Source organism: Bacillus sp. K2I17 (assembly GCF_002209985.1).
GTDB classification, from domain to species: domain Bacteria; phylum Bacillota; class Bacilli; order Bacillales; family Bacillaceae_G; genus Bacillus_A; species Bacillus_A wiedmannii.
In genome coordinates this window covers 184,009-203,474 of sequence record NZ_NJGF01000005.1, presented here as the reverse complement: position 1 = coordinate 203,474, position 19,466 = coordinate 184,009, and the positions used below count along the sequence as shown (strand labels likewise).

At 38.1% G+C, this 19,466-nt stretch carries 25 protein-coding genes and 1 tRNA gene; 18 read left to right on the top strand and 8 right to left on the bottom strand.

Annotated features, from left to right (window positions below):
• The first annotated feature begins 52 nt into the window (after window positions 1–52).
• From hprK to CER22_RS33015, 13 genes are all read left to right on the top strand, one after another.
• Window positions 53–982 (top strand): HPr(Ser) kinase/phosphatase, encoded by a 930-nt coding sequence (hprK, locus tag CER22_RS09105; protein WP_001127247.1) that lies wholly within the window; start codon window positions 53–55, stop codon window positions 980–982.
• 24 nt (window positions 983–1,006) lie between these two features.
• Window positions 1,007–1,819 (top strand): prolipoprotein diacylglyceryl transferase, encoded by an 813-nt coding sequence (lgt, locus tag CER22_RS09100; RefSeq protein WP_000924234.1) that lies wholly within the window; start codon window positions 1,007–1,009, stop codon window positions 1,817–1,819.
• 67 nt (window positions 1,820–1,886) lie between these two features.
• Window positions 1,887–2,537, top strand: coding sequence for a pyrophosphatase PpaX (gene ppaX, locus CER22_RS09095; RefSeq protein WP_048542493.1), 651 nt, complete (start codon window positions 1,887–1,889; stop codon window positions 2,535–2,537).
• Window positions 2,538–2,570: 33 nt separating this feature from the next.
• Entirely contained in the window at window positions 2,571–3,077 is a 507-nt protein-coding gene (locus CER22_RS09090; protein ID WP_088608596.1) for an acyltransferase, read from the top strand.
• Window positions 3,078–3,222: 145 nt separating this feature from the next.
• On the top strand, window positions 3,223–4,734 hold the full coding sequence (locus CER22_RS09085; RefSeq protein WP_088608595.1) for a tetratricopeptide repeat protein: 1,512 nt from the start codon (window positions 3,223–3,225) through the stop codon (window positions 4,732–4,734).
• 85 nt (window positions 4,735–4,819) lie between these two features.
• Window positions 4,820–5,776, top strand: a complete 957-nt coding sequence (trxB, locus tag CER22_RS09080; protein WP_001288065.1) for a thioredoxin-disulfide reductase — start codon at window positions 4,820–4,822, stop codon at window positions 5,774–5,776.
• A gap of 160 nt (window positions 5,777–5,936) precedes the next feature.
• Window positions 5,937–6,743: a DUF368 domain-containing protein gene (locus tag CER22_RS09075; RefSeq protein WP_000455195.1), complete on the top strand. Its 807-nt coding sequence runs from the start codon at window positions 5,937–5,939 to the stop codon at window positions 6,741–6,743.
• A gap of 228 nt (window positions 6,744–6,971) precedes the next feature.
• Window positions 6,972–7,430: an NUDIX hydrolase gene (locus tag CER22_RS09070; RefSeq protein ID WP_001190080.1), complete on the top strand. Its 459-nt coding sequence runs from the start codon at window positions 6,972–6,974 to the stop codon at window positions 7,428–7,430.
• 20 nt (window positions 7,431–7,450) lie between these two features.
• Window positions 7,451–8,332, top strand: coding sequence for an RNase adapter RapZ (gene rapZ / locus CER22_RS09065; RefSeq protein WP_000138461.1), 882 nt, complete (start codon window positions 7,451–7,453; stop codon window positions 8,330–8,332).
• Between the two features lie 3 nt (window positions 8,333–8,335).
• Entirely contained in the window at window positions 8,336–9,289 is a 954-nt protein-coding gene (locus CER22_RS09060; protein WP_000712182.1) for a gluconeogenesis factor YvcK family protein, read from the top strand.
• An 89-nt stretch (window positions 9,290–9,378) separates the two neighbouring features.
• The gene (gene whiA, locus CER22_RS09055; RefSeq protein ID WP_000006569.1) at window positions 9,379–10,329 is read left to right on the top strand and encodes a DNA-binding protein WhiA; all 951 of its coding nucleotides are present in this window, start codon (window positions 9,379–9,381) and stop codon (window positions 10,327–10,329) included.
• A gap of 23 nt (window positions 10,330–10,352) precedes the next feature.
• Entirely contained in the window at window positions 10,353–10,601 is a 249-nt protein-coding gene (locus CER22_RS09050; protein ID WP_000250305.1) for an HPr family phosphocarrier protein, read from the top strand.
• 204 nt (window positions 10,602–10,805) lie between these two features.
• The gene (locus CER22_RS33015) at window positions 10,806–10,976 is read left to right on the top strand and encodes a hypothetical protein (RefSeq protein ID WP_176546142.1); all 171 of its coding nucleotides are present in this window, start codon (window positions 10,806–10,808) and stop codon (window positions 10,974–10,976) included.
• Window positions 10,977–11,118: 142 nt separating this feature from the next.
• On the opposite strand, the gene clpP is transcribed toward CER22_RS33015, so the two are convergent.
• The 8 genes from clpP to CER22_RS09010 all read right to left on the bottom strand — a co-directional run bounded on the left by clpP (window position 11,119) and on the right by CER22_RS09010 (window position 15,704).
• Entirely contained in the window at window positions 11,119–11,700 is a 582-nt protein-coding gene (gene clpP, locus CER22_RS09045; RefSeq protein ID WP_001049163.1) for an ATP-dependent Clp endopeptidase proteolytic subunit ClpP, read from the bottom strand.
• A gap of 240 nt (window positions 11,701–11,940) precedes the next feature.
• On the bottom strand, window positions 11,941–12,810 hold the full coding sequence (locus CER22_RS09040) for a DUF421 domain-containing protein (protein WP_088608594.1): 870 nt from the start codon (window positions 12,808–12,810) through the stop codon (window positions 11,941–11,943).
• A 20-nt stretch (window positions 12,811–12,830) separates the two neighbouring features.
• The gene (locus CER22_RS09035; RefSeq protein ID WP_000215899.1) at window positions 12,831–13,037 is read right to left on the bottom strand and encodes a DUF1657 domain-containing protein; all 207 of its coding nucleotides are present in this window, start codon (window positions 13,035–13,037) and stop codon (window positions 12,831–12,833) included.
• Between the two features lie 11 nt (window positions 13,038–13,048).
• Window positions 13,049–13,399, bottom strand: a complete 351-nt coding sequence (gene spoVAE / locus CER22_RS09030; RefSeq protein WP_000575918.1) for a stage V sporulation protein AE — start codon at window positions 13,397–13,399, stop codon at window positions 13,049–13,051.
• The gene (gene spoVAD / locus CER22_RS09025) at window positions 13,396–14,412 is read right to left on the bottom strand and encodes a stage V sporulation protein AD (RefSeq protein WP_046955591.1); all 1,017 of its coding nucleotides are present in this window, start codon (window positions 14,410–14,412) and stop codon (window positions 13,396–13,398) included. Before spoVAD ends, spoVAE begins: the two co-directional genes overlap by 4 nt.
• On the bottom strand, window positions 14,413–14,889 hold the full coding sequence (gene spoVAC / locus CER22_RS09020) for a stage V sporulation protein AC (protein WP_000095399.1): 477 nt from the start codon (window positions 14,887–14,889) through the stop codon (window positions 14,413–14,415). It lies immediately after the preceding gene.
• Between the two features lie 29 nt (window positions 14,890–14,918).
• Complete coding sequence (locus CER22_RS09015; RefSeq protein WP_088608593.1) at window positions 14,919–15,404, bottom strand: YhcN/YlaJ family sporulation lipoprotein; 486 nt, start codon at window positions 15,402–15,404, stop codon at window positions 14,919–14,921.
• A gap of 93 nt (window positions 15,405–15,497) precedes the next feature.
• Window positions 15,498–15,704: a DUF1657 domain-containing protein gene (locus tag CER22_RS09010; RefSeq protein ID WP_000216160.1), complete on the bottom strand. Its 207-nt coding sequence runs from the start codon at window positions 15,702–15,704 to the stop codon at window positions 15,498–15,500.
• A 205-nt stretch (window positions 15,705–15,909) separates the two neighbouring features.
• Here CER22_RS09010 and CER22_RS09005 point away from each other — a divergent pair.
• The 5 genes from CER22_RS09005 to cggR all read left to right on the top strand — a co-directional run bounded on the left by CER22_RS09005 (window position 15,910) and on the right by cggR (window position 19,461).
• Window positions 15,910–15,985, top strand: a tRNA-Arg gene (locus CER22_RS09005).
• Between the two features lie 180 nt (window positions 15,986–16,165).
• Entirely contained in the window at window positions 16,166–16,462 is a 297-nt protein-coding gene (locus CER22_RS09000; RefSeq protein ID WP_088608592.1) for a hypothetical protein, read from the top strand.
• A 272-nt stretch (window positions 16,463–16,734) separates the two neighbouring features.
• The gene (rpoN, locus tag CER22_RS08995) at window positions 16,735–18,042 is read left to right on the top strand and encodes an RNA polymerase factor sigma-54 (RefSeq protein WP_088064784.1); all 1,308 of its coding nucleotides are present in this window, start codon (window positions 16,735–16,737) and stop codon (window positions 18,040–18,042) included.
• Window positions 18,043–18,051: 9 nt separating this feature from the next.
• Entirely contained in the window at window positions 18,052–18,297 is a 246-nt protein-coding gene (locus tag CER22_RS08990; RefSeq protein ID WP_000869731.1) for a glutaredoxin family protein, read from the top strand.
• Between the two features lie 135 nt (window positions 18,298–18,432).
• Window positions 18,433–19,461: a gapA transcriptional regulator CggR gene (cggR, locus tag CER22_RS08985; protein ID WP_001258183.1), complete on the top strand. Its 1,029-nt coding sequence runs from the start codon at window positions 18,433–18,435 to the stop codon at window positions 19,459–19,461.
• Window positions 19,462–19,466 lie beyond the last annotated feature (5 nt).

Sequence of the window (19,466 nt, the reverse complement as noted above, 5' to 3'; positions counted from 1 at the left end):
GAATTTTACATCAAATGAGACTGAACCCGCAGCGGAGTGGAGGTTTATACATATGCCGAAAGTAAGGACAAAAGATTTAATTGAACAATTTCAATTGGAGTTAATAAGTGGTGAAGAAGGAATTCATCGTCCGATTGATACAAGTGATTTATCACGACCTGGAATTGAAATGGCAGGATTTTTCACATATTATCCAGCTGATCGCGTGCAGCTTCTTGGAAAGACGGAGCTTACGTTCTTTGACACATTAACGTCAGAGCAAAAACAAGAGAGAATGAAAGCGCTTTGTACTGAGGAGACGCCATGTATTATTATAACTCGGAATCAAGATGTACCAGATGAGTTATTGCAAGCATCACGTGAATCAGGCATGCCTTTATTACGTTCTGCTCAAACGACAACAAGATTATCAAGTCGTTTAACAAATTATTTAGAAGGTAAGTTAGCACCAACAACAGCTGTACATGGTGTGTTAGTAGATATTTACGGTGTTGGTGTTTTAATTACAGGTCAAAGTGGTGTCGGTAAAAGTGAGACAGCTCTTGAGCTTGTAAAACGTGGTCACCGTCTTGTTGCGGATGATAGTGTAGAAATTCGCCAAGAAGATGAAGACACATTAGTAGGAAGCTCACCAGATTTAATTGAGCATTTATTAGAAATTCGTGGTCTAGGTATCATTAACGTTATGACGTTATTCGGTGCAGGGGCAGTGCGAAATTATAAGCGTATTACACTTGTTATTAATCTTGAAATTTGGGATCAAAAGAAAAATTACGATCGCTTAGGTCTTGATGAAGAGAAGATGAAGATTATTGATACAGAGCTTACGAAGATTACACTTCCAGTTCGTCCTGGTCGAAACTTGGCTGTTATTATTGAAGTAGCAGCGATGAACTTCCGTTTAAAACGTATGGGAGTCAATGCAGCACAACAGTTCTCTGAACGATTAATGAGTGCGATTGAGTTAGGAAATCAGGAGTAAACTTTGGAGAGGGAGGTCATACATATGCTGTTAGGTTCTGTACCACAGCTTGACCGTGTAGCGATCCAACTTGGGCCGTTTCCTGTATATTGGTACGGGATTATTATCGGTACAGGCGTGCTATTAGGTCTTTGGCTAGCAACTCGCGAGGGAGAAAGACTAGGTATTCCAAAAGATACATTTGTTGACCTTGTATTAATTGCAGTACCGATCGCTATTCTATTTGCGAGAATGTACTATGTTATTTTTGAATGGGAATATTACGCGCAAAACCCGAGTCAAATTATTAATATTCGTCAAGGTGGCTTGGCGATTCATGGTGGTTTAATCGGGGCTGTTATTACAGGGATTCTTTTTGCGAAACGACGCGGGGTTTCATTCTGGAAGTTGGCTGATATTGCTGCGCCAAGTATTTTACTAGGACAAGCAATTGGTCGATGGGGAAACTTTATGAACCAAGAGGCGCATGGTGATGAAGTAACGAGACAGTTTTTAGAAGGACTTCATTTACCGGATTTCATTATTAATCAAATGTATATTGAGGGTGTGTACTATCACCCAACGTTTTTATATGAATCATTATGGAATTTTGCAGGTGTCATTTTATTACTTGCATTACGAAAAGTGAATTTACGACGCGGGGAATTATTCTTCACATATTTAATTTGGTATTCAATAGGGCGCTTCTTCGTAGAAGGCTTACGTACAGATAGTTTAATGTTAGGACCACTTCGTATCGCACAAGTAATGTCAATTGGACTTGTCGTTATTTCTATTATTTTCATTATCGTGAGACGAAAAATGGGGCAAGCTGATAAAAGATATTCGGAAAATTAGAGAAAAGTAGCATCTTATTATAAGATGCTGCTTCTTTCATATTCAGGAAAGAGAAGGGACTAAGGCAATGAGAATAAATACAGTGTTATTTGATTTAGATGGAACTTTAATTAATACAAATGAACTTATTATTTCTTCTTTTTTACATACGTTACATACATATTATCCAAGTCAATATAAGCGTGAAGATGTATTGTCATTTATTGGCCCTTCTTTACATGATACTTTCAGCAAGATTGATGAAAACAAGGTTGAAGAGATGATTACATGTTATCGTCAATTTAACCATGATCATCACGATGAATTAGTGGAAGAATATGAAACTGTATATGAAACAGTTCAAGAGTTGAAGAAGCAAGGTTATAAAGTTGGTATTGTTACAACGAAAGCGAGACAAACAGTTGAGATGGGATTAAAGTTGTCAAAGCTTGATGAATTTTTTGATGTGGTCGTGACAATTGATGATGTGGAGCATGTGAAACCACATCCAGAACCACTTCAAAAAGCGCTTGAGTTATTAGATGCGAAACCAGAAGAAGCATTGATGGTTGGGGATAATCACCATGATATTGTTGGCGGACAAAATGCGGGCACGAAAACAGCTGCTGTCTCATGGACGTTGAAAGGTAGAGCGTATTTAGAGGCTTACAAGCCGGACTTTATGCTAGATAAAATGAGTGATTTGCTACCAATTTTGTCTGATATGAACCGTTCATAAAGGTCCAAGTAAGTTAGTAGAGGAGCGAGTTAAGTGCGACGGACAACGCGCTATCCTGTTTCGGGAGAAAATTCATTATGGAATGTGTATAAAACAGTGTCTTTTTGGAAGGTAATGAAAAACTTTATTATTATCCAAATTGCGCGTTATACACCATTTTTATCCGTCAAGAATTGGTTATACCGTACGTTTTTACGGATGAAAGTCGGAAAGAAAACATCATTTGCACTTATGGTAGTGCCGGATATTATGTTCCCAGAAAAGATAACTGTGGGAGAGAATTCAATTATCGGCTATAATACAACGCTTTTAGCACATGAATATTTAATTCGCGAATATCGACTTGGAGAGATCGTCATAGGAAATGAAGTGATGATTGGAGCAAATACGACTATATTACCAGGTGTGAAAATTGGGGATGGCGCGATTGTTTCAGCTGGCACACTTGTTCATAGAGATGTCCCAAGTGGTGCTTTCGTGGGTGGAAATCCAATGCGTGTTATTTATACGAAAGAAGAAATGGATGCTAGAGAAGGTTGATGCTAAAAATGTAACATTTCTCTTCTTTTTTAATGAATAAAAAGGAAATAATTGAGTATAATATACTGTTTTGTTTTTTACGGAATCGTTTATACTTATAGATAGAAGAATGTGTGAACGAAGAAAACAAAAAACTGGAGGATATATGGGGAAAAATCAAGGAATATATAAGGAGAACGGACAAGTTATCTCTTTTAATCAATTATCGGACTTCTTTTATAAAAAAGGGATGAGGGCTTACAAAGGACAGAAATTGCAAGATGCAATTAAATATTTTCGAAGAGCGGCACAAAGTGAGAAGGAGCCGTTTATTTTATGCCAATTAGCAACAGTATTATCTGAGGCTGGTGAATATCAAGAGTCGAATCAAATCTTCTTTAAGCTTGTTAGATCTAATCCAGAACTTGAACAATGCTATTATTTTATTGCAAATAATTATGCATATATGGGGCTATTTCAGCAGGCGAAAAAGTATGCGGATCGCTATTTAGAAGTTGCAGAAGAGAAGGAATTTGTAGAAGATACATTAGAATTACTTGAAATTATGGAAGAAGAAGCGATGGGTGAGGAAGAGATTGAGGATGAAGACGATCTAATTGTTATGCAAGAAGAAGCGAATCGTTATATTCGTAACGGACAATTGGAAGAAGCAATTGCTACATTGGAAATTGTTACAAAAGATTATCCGGAATTTTGGTCGGGTCATAATAATTTAGCCATTGCACATTTTCAATCTGGTAATGTAGATAAAGCTCTGAAGTTAACGGAAATGATTTTAGAGAAAAATCCTGGTAATATACATGCGCTTTGTAATACGCTTATTTTCCTATATTCAATTGGAGAGCATAAACAAGTAGAAGCGTTAGCGGAGCAGTTAGTTTCAGTATATCCGATTTCGTTCGAGCATCGTTTGAAACTTGGAACGACACTTGCAACAATTGGTCATTTTGAGCCTGCATATAAATGGTTCAAAGTATTAAAGCGTCAAGGATATGAGGGAGACGTTAGTTTTTATTATTGGTTTGCATATTCTGCTTATATGGTGAAAAATCAGCAAGTAGCTGAAAAAATGTGGCAGCATGTTGTAGAATTGCACCCTGATAAAAAGGGAAAAGAACCGTGGAATGCGCTGAATTTAGCAGATGAAGGACAAAACGTATTATTTGAAGAATTACGAAAATCATTTCAACAAAGTGCGACGCTAGAGGAACAAATGCTAGCTTTATATTTAATGAATGAATTGTCAACGCCAGAGAAGGTGGGATTTTTCTTTGATGTAACGCAGGCGAAGAACGGTGTTCCAATCGTATCGCAACTTGCAAAGTATTTCTTTTTACTTAATAGCCATAAGAGCATTCCAGCTGATTTACAGCAATTTGAACAGTGCGCGCAAATTGCGGATGCTTTATATAATTATACGAAAAAAGATGATGAATTAATCGAAGAGTGTTTACAATTTTGGTTTTGTACGTTCATACGTTTATATACATCTGGGGCAGTTTTTACAAATGTATACGGCTGGTCAGCTGCTGTTGAATATATTGTACGCAGTGAACAAGGAAATAAGATGACACAGTCGGAGCTTGGGGATGTATATAATGTATCTGTAGCGACTGTTCGAAAGTATGTGCAGGCTGTTAAACGTACGCACACATAGGGTAAGCAAATCATTGGGAAAAAAATGATGCTAACAGTATAATGAGGGTAACTTAATTGTGTAGGAATGAATAGGAGTGAATAGTGTGTCAGAAGAAAAAATTTATGATGTCATTATTATTGGTGCAGGACCAGCTGGTATGACAGCTGCAGTATATACATCTCGTGCGAATTTAAGCACATTAATGCTTGAGCGTGGTATCCCAGGTGGCCAAATGGCAAACACAGAGGATGTAGAGAACTACCCAGGTTATGAGTCTATTTTAGGACCAGACTTATCAAATAAAATGTTCGAGCATGCGAAGAAATTTGGTGCTGAATATGCATACGGTGATGTGAAAGCAGTCATCGATGGTAAAGAATACAAAACAATTATTGCTGGTAAAAAAGAATATAAAGCACGTGCAATTATCGTTGCAAGCGGTGCAGAGTATAAAAAAATTGGTGTGCCAGGCGAAACAGAACTTGGCGGCCGTGGTGTATCATATTGTGCAGTATGTGATGGGGCTTTCTTTAAAGGAAAAGAACTTGTAGTTATTGGTGGTGGAGATTCTGCTGTTGAAGAGGGTGTATTCTTAACACGCTTCGCATCAAAGGTAACAATCGTTCACCGTCGTGACACTCTTCGTGCACAGAAAATTTTACAAGATCGTGCTTTCCAAAACGAGAAAGTTGATTTCATTTGGAATCACACTATAAAAGAAATTAACGATGCAAATGGTAAAGTGGGAAGCGTAACACTTGTAGACGTAAACAGTGGAGAAGAGAAAGAAGTCAAAACTGATGGCGTGTTCATATACATCGGTATGTTACCACTATCAAAACCATTTGTTGAACTAGGTATTACAAATGAAAATGGTTACCTTGAAACAAATGAGCGTATGGAAACGAAAGTTCCTGGTATTTTCGCAGCTGGAGATGTTCGCGAAAAAATGCTACGTCAAATTGTAACTGCAACAGGTGATGGTAGTATCGCAGCACAAAGTGCACAACATTACGTAGAAGAATTATTAGAAGAACTAAAAACAGTATCAGAAAAATAAGGGATAATATGCCTTTTGAGAAGAAAGCTACCGATAGGAGCTTTCTTTTTTTTATGAAAATGTCAAAGTTTTGTCAAAAAATATTGGGATTATAAGCTTTCTTATTGATATACTGGACTTTACGGAAAAATCACTATAAGAAATGAGGAATTTATTCAGTATGGAATGGCGTAATATATATCGTGGATTTTGTATGGGCGTTAGTGATTTAATTCCTGGTGTGAGCGGCGGTACAATCGCTGTTGTGTTAGGGATTTATGAACAATTGCTTGCGGCAATTAGTGGATTCTTTAGTCGCGAATGGAAAAAACATTTAGGGTTTTTAATTCCCCTTGCAGCTGGTGTGGCAGCAGCGTTTTTAACGTTAAGTCACGTTATTAAATATTTACTTGCAAATCATTATGAACCGACTCAATTTTTCTTCCTCGGTTTAATTATTAGTATATTACCGATGTTAATGAGAGAAGCTGATGCAAAGTCGTCGTTTAAAGGTAAGCACATTGTTTTATTAATAGTTGCAGCAATTCTTGTTGCGATCACAGCTTTCTTTAAACCAGATAAGGCAGCAGATCCAATTACGACGTTAACAATTTTAAATGCAATTGGTTTATTTTTCGCGGGCTGGATGGCTAGTATGGCTATGTTGCTTCCTGGAATTAGCGGATCATTTATTTTATTAATTATTGGTGTGTATCCGACAGCAATTAATGCTTTAACTACACTGAACTTACCTTTAATCGTAGTTATCGGTGCTGGTGTTATGGCGGGGTTTGTTGTAAGTAGTAAAGGAATTAGTTTCTTGTTAGATCGTTATAAAAGTATGACATTTGCGGCAATTATTGGACTTGTTATCGGCTCGATTGTAATTGTGTTCCCTGGTATTCCAACTGGAGGATTTTCAATTATAAGTTCAATTATTACCTTTATTTTAGGATTTGCGATTGTTACTTATTTCGGTAAGAAATAAGGACTTTAATCCCCTTGGCGATAAAAATCGTTAAGGGGATTTTTCATGCTATTCATTGAAAGTCTAGGCATTTACATTGCTTGTTCTAGAAAGCTTTTTTAAAATTGTTGAGTAGCATGTGCTTAGCGAAAGAGGACTGGCTCCTTCGTTGTAGCAAACTGTTTTTGATAGTATAATGAAATGAGTATGCAGTGAGAAATTTACTGCAAGTAGCTGAGGTGAAGAAACATGCAAAGAGTGACAAACTGTGTGTTAATTAGAGATAATGAAGTACTCTTACTCCAAAAACCTCGCCGAAATTGGTGGGTTGCACCAGGCGGGAAAATGGAGCGTGGTGAGACAGTAAGAGATTCCGTTGTTCGCGAGTATCGTGAAGAAACAGGTATTTATTTAAAGAACCCAGCGTTAAAAGGGGTCTTCACCTTTGTCATCCAAGAAGGTGATAAAGTTGTTTCTGAATGGATGATGTTCTCCTTTTTAGCGACAGATTTTGCAGGAGAAAACAAACTAGAGAGCGAAGAAGGCATCATTGGTTGGCATACATTTGACAAAATTGATGATTTAGCAATGGCACCAGGAGATTATCACATTATTGATTATTTAATTAAAGGAAATGGCATAATCTACGGTACATTTGTATATACCCCAGATTTTGAGTTGCTTTCATATCGATTAGATCCGAGTTAAACCGTCAAGGAGAGGATACGATGACAGAGAATAATGATATAAAAATGGTAATTATTACAGGAATGTCTGGAGCTGGAAAGACAGTAGCTTTACAAAGTTTTGAAGATTTAGGATATTTTTGTGTAGATAATTTACCACCGATGTTATTGCCGAAGTTTATTGAACTTATGGCGGATTCAAAAGGGAAAATGAATAAAGTGGCACTTGGCGTTGATTTACGTGGCCGAGAGTTTTTCGAACATTTATGGGGAGCACTTGATGATTTATCAGAACGTACATGGATTATTCCTCATATTTTATTCTTAGATGCGAAAGATGGCACGCTTGTAACTCGTTATAAAGAAACGAGACGTTCGCATCCACTTGCACCAACTGGTTTGCCGTTAAAGGGAATTGAGATGGAGCGTGGCTTATTAACTGATATGAAGGCACGAGCGAATATTGTGCTGGATACATCGGATTTAAAACCGAAAGAATTACGTGAAAAAATTGTTCATCTGTTTTCAACTGAAACTGAGCAAGCATTTCGTGTAAATGTTATGTCGTTTGGATTTAAGTACGGTATTCCAATTGATGCAGATTTAGTATTTGATGTTCGTTTTTTACCAAATCCATATTACATTCCACATATGAAGCCATTAACAGGACTAGATGAAGAAGTTTCATCGTATGTGCTGAAATTTAATGAGACACATAAGTTTTTAGAAAAATTGACGGATCTTATTACTTTCATGCTGCCTCATTATAAAAGAGAAGGCAAGAGTCAACTTGTAATTGCAATTGGATGTACAGGTGGACAGCATCGTTCTGTTACGCTTACAGAATACCTTGGGAAACATTTGAAACCAGAGTATAGCGTTCATGTATCTCATCGTGATGTGGAGAAGAGAAAGGGCCATTAAGGGATGAAAAAAGAGAGAAAACCTAAAATTGTTATCATGGGAGGCGGTACTGGACTCTCTGTTTTATTAAGAGGATTAAAACAATATCCGGTTGATATTACAGCAGTTGTTACAATCGCTGATGATGGTGGCAGTTCAGGTAGATTACGTGATGAGCTCGAAATTCCACCCCCAGGTGACATTCGTAACGTACTTGTTGCGTTATCAGATGTAGAGCCGCTGGTGGAAGCTTTATTTCAGCATCGTTTCACAACGGGAGACGGGCTGAAAGGTCATGCGTTAGGAAATTTATTATTAGCGGGTATGACCTCGATTACAGGAGACTTCTTCCATGCGATTACGGAAACGAGTAAAGTGTTAAATGTCAGAGGACGTGTGTTACCTGCAGCGAACCAAAGTGCGGTACTTCATGCGGAACTAGAAGATGGAGAAATTGTAACAGGTGAATCAAAGATTCCTTATTCTGGGAAGAAGATTAACCGCGTCTTTTTAACTCCAGAAGATGTAGAGCCGTTACATGAAACGTTGGCTGAGATTAAACGAGCTGATTTACTTGTTTTTGGTCCAGGAAGTTTGTATACGAGTATATTACCGAATTTAGTTGTTAACAAAATCGGGGATGCTGTTCTTGCTGCAAAAGCGAAGAAGGTATATGTGTGTAATGTTATGACGCAAGCTGGTGAAACGATGGGATATACTGCGTTTGACCATGTGCAGGCGTTACATGATCATTTAGGTAAACCATTTATCGATACTGCAATTGTAAATAACCGTGATATTCCTTGTGAATTACGTCAGTTGTATGAGGAAGAAATGTCGGCACCAGTTGTAGTAGATGAAGAGCGTTTTACAGAGAGCAATATTGATGTCATTCAAGATCAATTAGCGAAGTATGATGATCGTGTTGTAAGGCACGATACATTAAAACTAGCTTCTATTTTATATTCACTGTTGTAGATGTGCGTTGCCTCGTTTGAGGTAACGCTCATCATTTCATATAGGACAAGATTTTTGTTCCAAAGTAATCGTATAAGGAGGTGTTGACTGTGTCATTTGCATCAGAAACAAAGAAAGAGCTAACGAATCTTGAGGTGAAGGAATGCTGTGAGAAAGCAGAATTATCAGCGTTACTTCGAATGAACGGATCGCTTTCTTTTTCAAACCGTCGTCTATCTATCGATATTCAAACGGAGAATGCGGCAATCGCAAGAAGGATTTATACGCTTTTGAAAAAAGGATATGACGTGACGGTAGAATTACTTGTTCGTAAAAAAATGCGATTGAAGAAAAATAATGTATATATTGTGCGGCTTGTTGAGAAGTCTCGCGAAATATTAGCTGATCTTCATATTGTTCGAGATGACTTTTCGTTAATTCGAAATATATCCCAGGAATTAATCGAGAAGAAATGTTGTAAACGATCGTATTTACGAGGTGCATTTTTAGCAGGTGGTTCAGTAAATAACCCAGAAACATCATCTTATCATTTAGAGGTCTTTTCGTTATATAAGGAACATAATGATGCTATATGTGAATTGATGAACGGATTTGATTTAAATAGTAAGACGTTGGAAAGAAGAAAAGGGTACATTACGTATTTGAAAGAAGCAGAAAAGATTACGGAGTTTTTAAATATTATAGGCGCTCATAATGCACTTTTAAGATTTGAAGACATTCGAATCGTTCGCGATATGCGTAATTCAGTAAATCGTTTAGTGAACTGCGAAACAGCCAATTTAAATAAAACAATTGGTGCAGCGCTAAGGCAGATTGAAAATATCCGTTATATTGATGAGACAGTTGGTCTTGATATATTACCAGATAAACTGCGAGAAATTGCACAATTACGAAGAGATTATCAAGATGTAACATTGAAAGAGTTAGGCGAGATGGTATCCGGGGGGAAAATTAGTAAATCGGGTATTAATCATCGTTTGCGTAAAATCGATGAGATTGCAGAGAAATTACGCGCGGGGGAAGCGGTAGCAAAAAAATAAGAGGTTAAAGGGGAAATGGAGCTGTGGTTCAAAAACGAGTTAAGGTTTCATTAAAAAACGGTTTACAAGCACGTCCGGCTGCGTTGTTTGTACAAGAGGCCAATCGCTTTCATGCGGATATCTTCATCGAGAAAGATGGAAAGACAGTGAATGCAAAGAGCATAATGGGGATTATGAGCTTAGCAATTGGAACTGGTAGCATGATAACAATTACAACAGAAGGTTCAGATGCAGAAGAAGCTTTAGAAGCATTAGCTGCATATATACAATAAGAAGCTATCGCGCATGTGCGATAGCTTTTTTGTTTTGTTATTTGGTGTTGAGAGTCGGGTATGTAGGGGGTGCATGCTTGTCGAGGATTGTCGGTAAGTCGATAAGTTGTGTCGAATCGTCGATATATTAAAATAATCGCCGATATAATTGGAGTTACGGTCGATATATTTGAAAAATCGCCGATATATTTAGGGGTATACTAGGTGGGGTATGTGAGCGGGGAACAATATATAAAAGAAGCGCCCAATTATAGGGCGCTTCCGCTTTTAATCTATCCAGCTCCAGCGGCTAGAATGGTCGGTGGCTTCGCTTCTTCCGACGAGGTAAAAAGCACCTCTTTGTCAGAAGCTCCATCCTCCTCCGATTCTGAATGAGCCGCTTCCGCTTTTAGTTATATCCAGCTCCAGCGGCTAGAATCTCCGGTCGTTTCGCCCCTTCATTCGAGGCAAAAAGCGCCTCGGAATCAGGGGCTCCATCGCCCTGCGATTCTGAACGAGCCGCTTCCGCTTTTAAGTATTAACGATTTGTAAAGATCTTATCGATTAAGCCGTATTCTAGAGCTCTTTCAGCTGTCATGAAGTTGTCGCGGTCTGTGTCGCGTTGTAGTACTTCAAGTGGTTGACCTGTGCGGTCAGCAAGAATTTGGTTTAGTTTTTCACGTAAGAATAGGATACGTTTTGCAGCGATTTCGATTTCAGTCGCTTGACCTTGTGCTCCGCCAAGTGGTTGGTGAATCATTACTTCACTGTTTGGAAGTGCATAACGTTTTCCTTTTTCACCTGCTGCAAGTAAGAATGCACCCATAGATGCAGCCATACCGATACAGATTGTTGATACTTGTGGTTTAATAAATTGCATTGTATCGTAAATTGCCATACCTGCTGTGATAGAACCACCAGGGCTATTGATGTAGATGTGAATATCTTTTTCTGGATCTTGAGATTCCAAGAATAAAAGCTGGGAAACGATTGAGTTAGCTACGTTGTCATCAATTGCACTACCAAGCATAATGATGCGGTCTTTTAATAGTCGAGAGTAAATATCGTAAGCGCGTTCTCCACGATTTGTTTGTTCAATTACTGTAGGAATTAAATTCATCTGTTATTTCCTCCTTCTAAAGCTTTCTTAGTCTTATAATACAATTATGGTCAATAAAGGTCAAACGAAACCACTTTAAATCAAAAAAATATGTAGTTGTACCATGAATTATTCGCTATGTTTTTGAAATTCCCTGCTTATGTATCTTCAACATCATAACCGAATTACATAAATTTAAACGTCATGAAATCTGTAGTAAAAAGAAAAGAACGCCTTTTTACTGAAGCGTTCTTGTGATATCTATTCTTTTAAAAGATAGGTTACTTTATTTAAAATCTTTTCGATGTGTTTCGCGTTTTTACTATACATTTCGCTTGCTGATTTCGACTTTGTTTCTAGGGAAAATAGTTCAAAATCAGCATGACATTTTTTTAAAGATGCTAATAATAAAGGCTTGTTTTGAGGAGAAGGCATTTGTAGTTTGTCATTATAAATGTCGATAGTAAGTTGTCCGTATGAATCCACTTGACCGAGAAAGACATTTTCAATAACAACACCGAGCTTTTCTAGTTCAGAATGTAACCAAGCGCGGTTATGTCCACTAGAGGATAGAGGTTCATCTAAGACATTGCCATCCATAATAACGGTTTGTGGTTCTTTTTCATTCGGTACTTTTAAGCCAACGTCTTTTGCTGTAAGTGGTTGGCGATCTTTCTTTAATAATACATTTAATTCTCCGCTCGGTTCTAGTACGGCAAATTCAACATCAGCTACGCTGAAAGCATTTTTTCCACGGAGTAGTTCCAGTAATTCGTCACTTGTATATTTTTCTTTCTTTAAGTTATCTTCGAGTATTTTTCCATCTTTTATTAATACGGTAGATTTCCCTTCAAAGAAGTCGCGAGCTGTTTTGTTCTTTAAGGAGAGGATTCCTGTGAAAAAAGGTACCACAGCGAAAATGAGTATCGCAAAGACGCCGTGGAAAAATTTTGAATCGAGCCCTGTAGATACTTGGGCAGCGATGTCACCGATTGTCATTCCGGCTATGTATTCAAAAAAGGAGAGCTGAGAGATTTGTCTTTTCCCTAACCATTTCGTAATAGCGAATAAAATAATTAATATGAATACAGAGCGAAGAATGACAAGTGTCCATTCCGGCAGGTGAGACATAGTCATTTCCTCCAGTCTACTTAAAACCCTTTATATTGAGGTTCTTCACGTTCTAATAATGAAACTCTATTCTGTAAATCAGCGATGATGCTGTCCATTTCTAACATACATTCATGAAATACGCGTTTTGATTCCGCGTCCTGTGAATGTAGTGAAAGGGAGCTTAAACTTGCTTGAGCGCCCCTTACACTAGCAAGGCAGGTTTTAACGCTAGCGATAACTGTCATACAAACACCTCTTATCCTTTCGGTTTGAATAGTAATGCACCAATGAATCCGAATATGATAGCAGCAGAAATACCAGCGCTTGTTACTTTAAACATTCCGGTAATGACGCCAACGATGCCGTGTTTTGCAGCTTCTTCCATTGCGCCGTGAACGAGGGCATTACCGAAACTTGTAATAGGTACAGTTGCCCCGGCTCCAGCAAAGTCGATTAATGGTTCATACAGGTTGAATCCGTCCAGTATAGCACCGGCAACAACGAGTGTTGCCATTGTATGAGCGGGTGTTAGCTTGCCAACATCAAACATAAGTTGGCCAATTACACATATGAGTCCGCCGATGACGAAAGCCCAGAAAAAAATCATTGCGTTGCACCTCCAAATTCAATCGAAACGGCGTGAGCGATACACGGAATCGTTTCTTCTTGTTGGAATGTAAGTGGAGATAGTAAAGCGCCTGTCGCAACGACAAGTATTTTTTTGAACTCTCCTCTTTTCATTCGGTTTAATAAATGACCGTACACGACTGTTGCGGAACATCCCGGTCCGCTAGCACCAGCTATGACAGGTTGCCCTTCTCTATAAATGAGTATGCCGCAGTCTTGAAACTGTTCGCTCGTTACTTTCGTTCCGTGTTTATGTAGTAAGTCATAAGCAATTTCGCGACCGACATGTCCAAGATCACCTGTTACAATTAAGTCGTAATAAGAGGCGTCAATTTGTCGTTCGCGTAAATGGGCCTCAATCGTATCGACAGCTGCTGGGGCCATCGCACCACCCATATTAAAAGGATCTGTTAATCCCATATCAATCACTCGTCCGATTGTTGCAGATGTTACTCTAGGACCATGTCCAGTGTCGCTTAAAATAGCTGCGCCAGCTCCAGTTACTGTCCATTGTGCGGTAGGAGGTTTTTGACCGCCGTATTCAGTTGGATATCGGAACTGCTTCTCTACAGCGGCGTTATGACTAGATGCCCCGGTTAATAAATATTTTGCGCCTTTTGCATTTACAATACTTGCCCCGAGCGCTAATCCTTCCATGGAAGTAGAACATGCTCCGAATAATCCGAGATATGGTGTTCCGAGTGTACGGCAGGCAAAGCTTGTTGGAGTGATTTGATTAATTAAATCTCCTGCAAGTACGAATTGAATATCGTCTTTACGAAGCTTGGCTTTTTCAGTAGCGCGGCTACAAGCTTCTTCGAATAAAATTTTATGGGCTTTTTCATAGGAATCCTGGCCGAGCCATAAATCTTCATGGAGGATATCGAAGTCTTCTGGAATGTTTCCTTTTGCTTCAAATGGCCCGCCAACGACTCCTGTCGAAATAATAACTGGTTTGTTTTCAAATACCCACGTTCGGTGTCCTTGTAACATTTATAGCCCTCCCCATTGAACGAGAATCGTTTTAATAAGTGCGATGACGAAAGCTGAAAATACACCAAACAAAATAACAGAGCCGGCTAATTTAAACATATTTCCTCCAACGCCGAGTACGAACCCTTCTGTTCGGTGTTCGATACATGCGGCAATAACAGAGTTACCAAATCCAGTAACGGGTACAGCTGTGCCTGCTCCAGCAAACTGCCCAAAGCGGTCATATATACCGAAACCAGTTAGTAACATGGAAATGAAAATGAGAGTTGCGACTGTTGGATTTCCTGCTGAACGCTCAGTGAAGTCAAAATATGTGATATAAAACGTAGAAATGAGTTGACCGATGAAGCAAATAAAACCACCGACGAAAAAGGCTTTAATACAATTTTTCAAGACAGGACGCTTCGGTTCGCGTTCTTGCTCGAATTTTTTATACTCTTGTTGCACAGGGGTTAAGTTCTTATCTTTACTAGACATTACGATCCTTCCTTTTCTATTAAAAAGCGTTAAGTGTTAGACTCCATTTTTTCCCCAATGAGTTTTAATTGCTTATTGATCTCGTCTTTAGATACTTCTTTTTTCTTAATTTTGCTCTCAAGCTTTTCGAGTAACATAAAGATTTTTTTATCAGTACTTACACGAACATCGAAAGTAGGATGCTCATCACTTAGCTGCTTTTGAACCTTCTTACGCAGAGGCTTTAATCCAAACCTTTCGTGATGCTCAGGTAGAACTGCTATGTAGAGATCCAAATTTGAATTCACTGCTGTGCTTTTTGTAATTTCATCCATAGCGAGAGCCCTTTTCTTGGCTCCTTGTGATATAGATTGATTAAAGGATTCCGTACTCGTCTTCGTTAGTTTGGGACCTTTTTCTTTCTCCGTTCGTTTTGCTTCTTCTTTCACTTTTTTATCTAAGGGACTATTATCACATCCGGTAAAAGAGCTAAATAGAAGGGCAAATAATGCGGTTATGAGACCGAGTTTTCGCATGATTATCATTCCATTTCTATTGCAATATGTAATGTGATAGAAAAAGGATGACTGCATATCATCCTTTTTCTATTTCACAGCATGACTAATCTGTTATTGCTGTGAGTATTGTGGTTCTTCTTGTTGGACTTCTTCAACGCGTGGATTTAAAGAATCGATAATCGTTTGCGTTTGCTCTGCAGCTGTTTGGAAAAGTTGCTTTGCTTGTTGGTTATCCGTATCAAGAGCGAATCCCTCTAAGCTAGCTTGTGCACTTTTTAATCCAGAAACAGTTTGCTTTAGTTTTGTAATTACAGTCATTGAATGAAGCCCCCTTTGGAATATCAATTCAAAGATTATAATTTGTGAGTTGGGATGAATTTATGATTGGAAAATTTAGGGGATAGTACTTTGTTAATATATTCCTAACTAAGGTGCATAAAGGATTACTGGGATATTTTTATTGATTTAGATGGATTTTATTGCTATTATTATGAAAAGAAAATGAACTATTTTCTATAATCATGCGCCCATAGCTCAGTCGGATAGAGCGGTGGTTTCCGGTACCACGTCTGCCGGGGGTTCGAATCCCTCTGGGCGCGTTATGTATTGTTGGTGTTACGTGTTGAAAATAAATAGTAAATTTAAAACAACCTCTTGTATGTGATTAGAAATAATCGTGTATAGGGGGTTTTTGTTATGGTCCTACAAGGTACTTCTGTTAATTTTGTAATGAGTTTATACTAAAATTATCTAAAAATTATAGTATGAGGGGATTGCAGGTGCGTAAAATTAGTGGATATTTAAGTGTTTTAGGGGATAACGAACGTAGAACCGTTGCTGTGTCTGATTCTGGTGAAATTACAGGCGATGAAATGTTGAAATTCATGTTAAATATGGAAGTGCACTATAAAGAAATTGATAGGGATTGTTTTGGACCTAGTCACTATTTGCCTAGCGGAGACTACCATAAGGATTTAATAGCGATTGTCTTTACGGCTGAATTGATGTTAGACGACATGGAATTAGAAGGTGAATGGCCTGCTGAAGAAGGGGATGTTATATTTAACGAAGCATAATGAATCTATCTGCATAAAAAGGTCTGCACTTACAAATATAAGTGCAGACCTTTTTTATTAATACTTGTTATATCTGATAATAAGATTTACTATTAGTATGTGGTGATAATTTTTATCGCGCTATTATTTTCTTTCAATATTATTCAAATTTCGGTTGTAAGTTGTAAATCTCATTAATACATATAAATTAATAATATTTTGGAATGGGTGTCTGTGATAGCATTCTCCTTTTACCAAACTTATTGTACAATAGAAACAAGGGGGAGATTAGTTTGAAGGCAAGTCTTTTACAAGAACAAAGCTTACGTTTGGCAATGACACAAGAGTTAAGGCAAGCGATTACAATGCTCCAGTATAATGTACAAGAATTATCGGAGTTTTTGTATGAGCAATCGTTAGAGAATCCCCTTATTGAGTTAGGTGGTTTTGAGAGGGAGAAGAAAAAGAGCTCTAACAACAGTAAAAGTACCAGCAAACAAATCGAGAATCAGATGGAAATCTACAGTGTGGATTCAACAACGATTCAGCAACATTTATTAAATCAAATACAGTATTATAAAATAGATGAAGAAGAGCGAAAAATAGCTTCTTTCATTATTATGAACATGGATGGAAATGGGTATTTACAAGAAACGAACGAAGAGTTAGCGGATCTCCTTTCCGCACCGATTCATGAAGTCGCCCGCTTTGTAGAGCTTGTCCAATCACTCGAGCCAGCAGGGGTAGGAGCGCGTAATATTCAGGAATGTCTAACTTTACAATTGAAGCGCTTACAAAGACGGAATGGATTAGCGGAAGAGGTTATAGAGGATCACTTCGCTTATTTCGTGAAGAAAGATTGGCGAAAGCTCGTTCAAGTGTTGAAGTGTAGTAATGAAGAATTGCAATCGGCGGTGAACTGTATTACGTCATTACAGCCGAAACCAGGTCTTGCGTTTTCTTCTGATAAACCGCTTTATATTGTGCCTGATATGGCGGTGAAAAAAGATGGTGATCGTCTCGTTTTACAAATGAACGAGAGAAATATGCCGAGAATTGAAATTCATTCTGAGTATAGTGCGCTTCTGAATAATAGTGAAAGTGAAGTAGCATCTTATGTATCAGAAAAGTATCAGCATGTGCAGTGGATTATGCGCAGTTTAAAACAGAGAAAACAAACGCTTCTGCAAGTGATGACTATTATTATGGAAAAACAACGTGATTTCTTCTGGGAAGGTCCAGAATATTTAAAACCGCTTGCTTTAAAAGAGGTAGCGGAAGAGTTAAGTGTGCATGAATCTACAATTAGTCGTGCAACGCGAAATAAATATGTGCAAACACCACATGGTTTATTTGAGATGAAATCTTTCTTTAGTAATGCTATTTCGACTACTGAAGATGAAGCAGTTTCTACAAAGCGTGTGAAACGATTTATCCAAACGCTTGTTGAGGCGGAGAATAAGAAAAAGCCACTTTCAGATCAAAAGATTTCAAAATTATTAGAAGAAGAGCATGAAATCGTTATTTCTCGAAGAACAGTGGCGAAGTATAGAGAACAAATGCACATTCCAGCGTCATCATTACGAAAAACGATCGGATAGGTGAAGAATATGAAAGTTGTACTGTATACAAAAAAAGATTGTGGCCTTTGCGTGCAGGCGAAACAAGTTTTAGAGGAAGTACAATGTGAATATTCTTTTCAAATCGAGGAAATAAATATATATGAAGATAATGACCTTTTAGAAAAATATCACCTAATGATTCCGGTGGTAGAAATAGGCGGAAAACAAGTAGAATATGGTAACATTCACAAAGGTGTCATAATAAACTATATAAAGAATGCAGTTAAGAGTTGAATAAGTTTCTATCTCCTGTTACAATAATACACGTAGCAGGGATTATTTTTTTAACCTATGTGGGACACAAAATGTCACTACGGGACGTAAAGTGACCACGAGGAAAAATGAACCAATGTAGTGAGGAGAAAAGATATGCGCTCATGGATTCAGAACACAAAAAAATTATTACCTGATCTGCTACCTGTTATGCAAACGAGAATGCAAATTCTTCAATACATTAGGCTCATGCAGCCGATTGGAAGAAGAAACTTGTCAGCAAGTCTCGGTATGACAGAACGAGTATTGCGAAGTGAAGTTCAAGTTTTGAAAGAACAAAACTTAGTTCACGTCGCTTCTTCTGGAATGACTTTGACAGAAGAAGGAACAGCTTTAGTTCTTGCTTTGGAAGACTTTATGAAAGAAATTTCCGGGTTAAAGGTTTTAGAAAAGCAACTTAAGGAAACATTAGACTTGGATGAAGTTTTCGTTGTCCCTGGTGATAGTGATGAATCACCTTGGGTCAAACTGGAGATGGGCCGTGCTTGTGTGACTTGTATAAAAGACCGTCTGACAGCGAATAATATCGTTGCTGTGGCTGGAGGAACTACGCTAGCTGCTGCTGCGGACATGATGCAGCTTGATTGCAAAGATTTACATATGCTATTTGTCCCAGCGCGTGGTGGAATTGGAGAGGGTGTCGAATTAGAAGCCAATACCATTTGTGCCAAGATGGCACAAAATACGATGAGTAATTATCGCTTATTGTATGTTCCAGACCATGTTAGTAGCGAAGCATATGCGTCTATTGTGACAGAGCCTTCCGTGAAAGAAGTTCTTGAGTTGATTCGATCTTCCAATATCGTCATTCATGGAATAGGTGATGCGTTAACAATGGCACGTCGCAGAAATACTTCAGAAGCAGATTGGTTAAAGATTCAAGCAAGCGAAGCAGTAGGCGAAGCTTTCGGTTACTACTTTAATGAACAAGGAAATGTTGTTCATAAAGTAAGAACAGTTGGTATGCAACTTGAGGATTTACAACATGTATCTCACGTTGTTGCAGTCGCTGGAGGTTCTTCAAAGGCAAAGGCAATACAGGCTGTAATTAAACAAGGGCACACTTCAATTCTAATTACAGATGAAGGTGCAGCAAAACAGTTAACAAAGGGTATTACCCTTTAATATAA

Coding starts and splice junctions, on each gene's coding strand:
- hprK (WP_001127247.1), top strand. CDS start 53: ATGCCGAAAGTAAGGACAAAAGATTTAATTGAACAATTTCAATTGGAG.
- lgt (WP_000924234.1), top strand. CDS start 1,007: ATGCTGTTAGGTTCTGTACCACAGCTTGACCGTGTAGCGATCCAACTT.
- ppaX (WP_048542493.1), top strand. CDS start 1,887: ATGAGAATAAATACAGTGTTATTTGATTTAGATGGAACTTTAATTAAT.
- CER22_RS09085 (WP_088608595.1), top strand. CDS start 3,223: ATGGGGAAAAATCAAGGAATATATAAGGAGAACGGACAAGTTATCTCT.
- CER22_RS09075 (WP_000455195.1), top strand. CDS start 5,937: ATGGAATGGCGTAATATATATCGTGGATTTTGTATGGGCGTTAGTGAT.
- CER22_RS09070 (WP_001190080.1), top strand. CDS start 6,972: ATGCAAAGAGTGACAAACTGTGTGTTAATTAGAGATAATGAAGTACTC.
- rapZ (WP_000138461.1), top strand. CDS start 7,451: ATGACAGAGAATAATGATATAAAAATGGTAATTATTACAGGAATGTCT.
- CER22_RS09060 (WP_000712182.1), top strand. CDS start 8,336: ATGAAAAAAGAGAGAAAACCTAAAATTGTTATCATGGGAGGCGGTACT.
- clpP (WP_001049163.1), bottom strand. CDS start 11,700: ATGAATTTAATTCCTACAGTAATTGAACAAACAAATCGTGGAGAACGC.
- CER22_RS09040 (WP_088608594.1), bottom strand. CDS start 12,810: ATGTCTCACCTGCCGGAATGGACACTTGTCATTCTTCGCTCTGTATTC.
- CER22_RS09035 (WP_000215899.1), bottom strand. CDS start 13,037: ATGACAGTTATCGCTAGCGTTAAAACCTGCCTTGCTAGTGTAAGGGGC.
- spoVAE (WP_000575918.1), bottom strand. CDS start 13,399: ATGATTTTTTTCTGGGCTTTCGTCATCGGCGGACTCATATGTGTAATT.
- spoVAD (WP_046955591.1), bottom strand. CDS start 14,412: ATGTTACAAGGACACCGAACGTGGGTATTTGAAAACAAACCAGTTATT.
- spoVAC (WP_000095399.1), bottom strand. CDS start 14,889: ATGTCTAGTAAAGATAAGAACTTAACCCCTGTGCAACAAGAGTATAAA.
- CER22_RS09015 (WP_088608593.1), bottom strand. CDS start 15,404: ATGCGAAAACTCGGTCTCATAACCGCATTATTTGCCCTTCTATTTAGC.
- CER22_RS09010 (WP_000216160.1), bottom strand. CDS start 15,704: ATGACTGTAATTACAAAACTAAAGCAAACTGTTTCTGGATTAAAAAGT.
- CER22_RS08990 (WP_000869731.1), top strand. CDS start 18,052: ATGAAAGTTGTACTGTATACAAAAAAAGATTGTGGCCTTTGCGTGCAG.
- cggR (WP_001258183.1), top strand. CDS start 18,433: ATGCGCTCATGGATTCAGAACACAAAAAAATTATTACCTGATCTGCTA.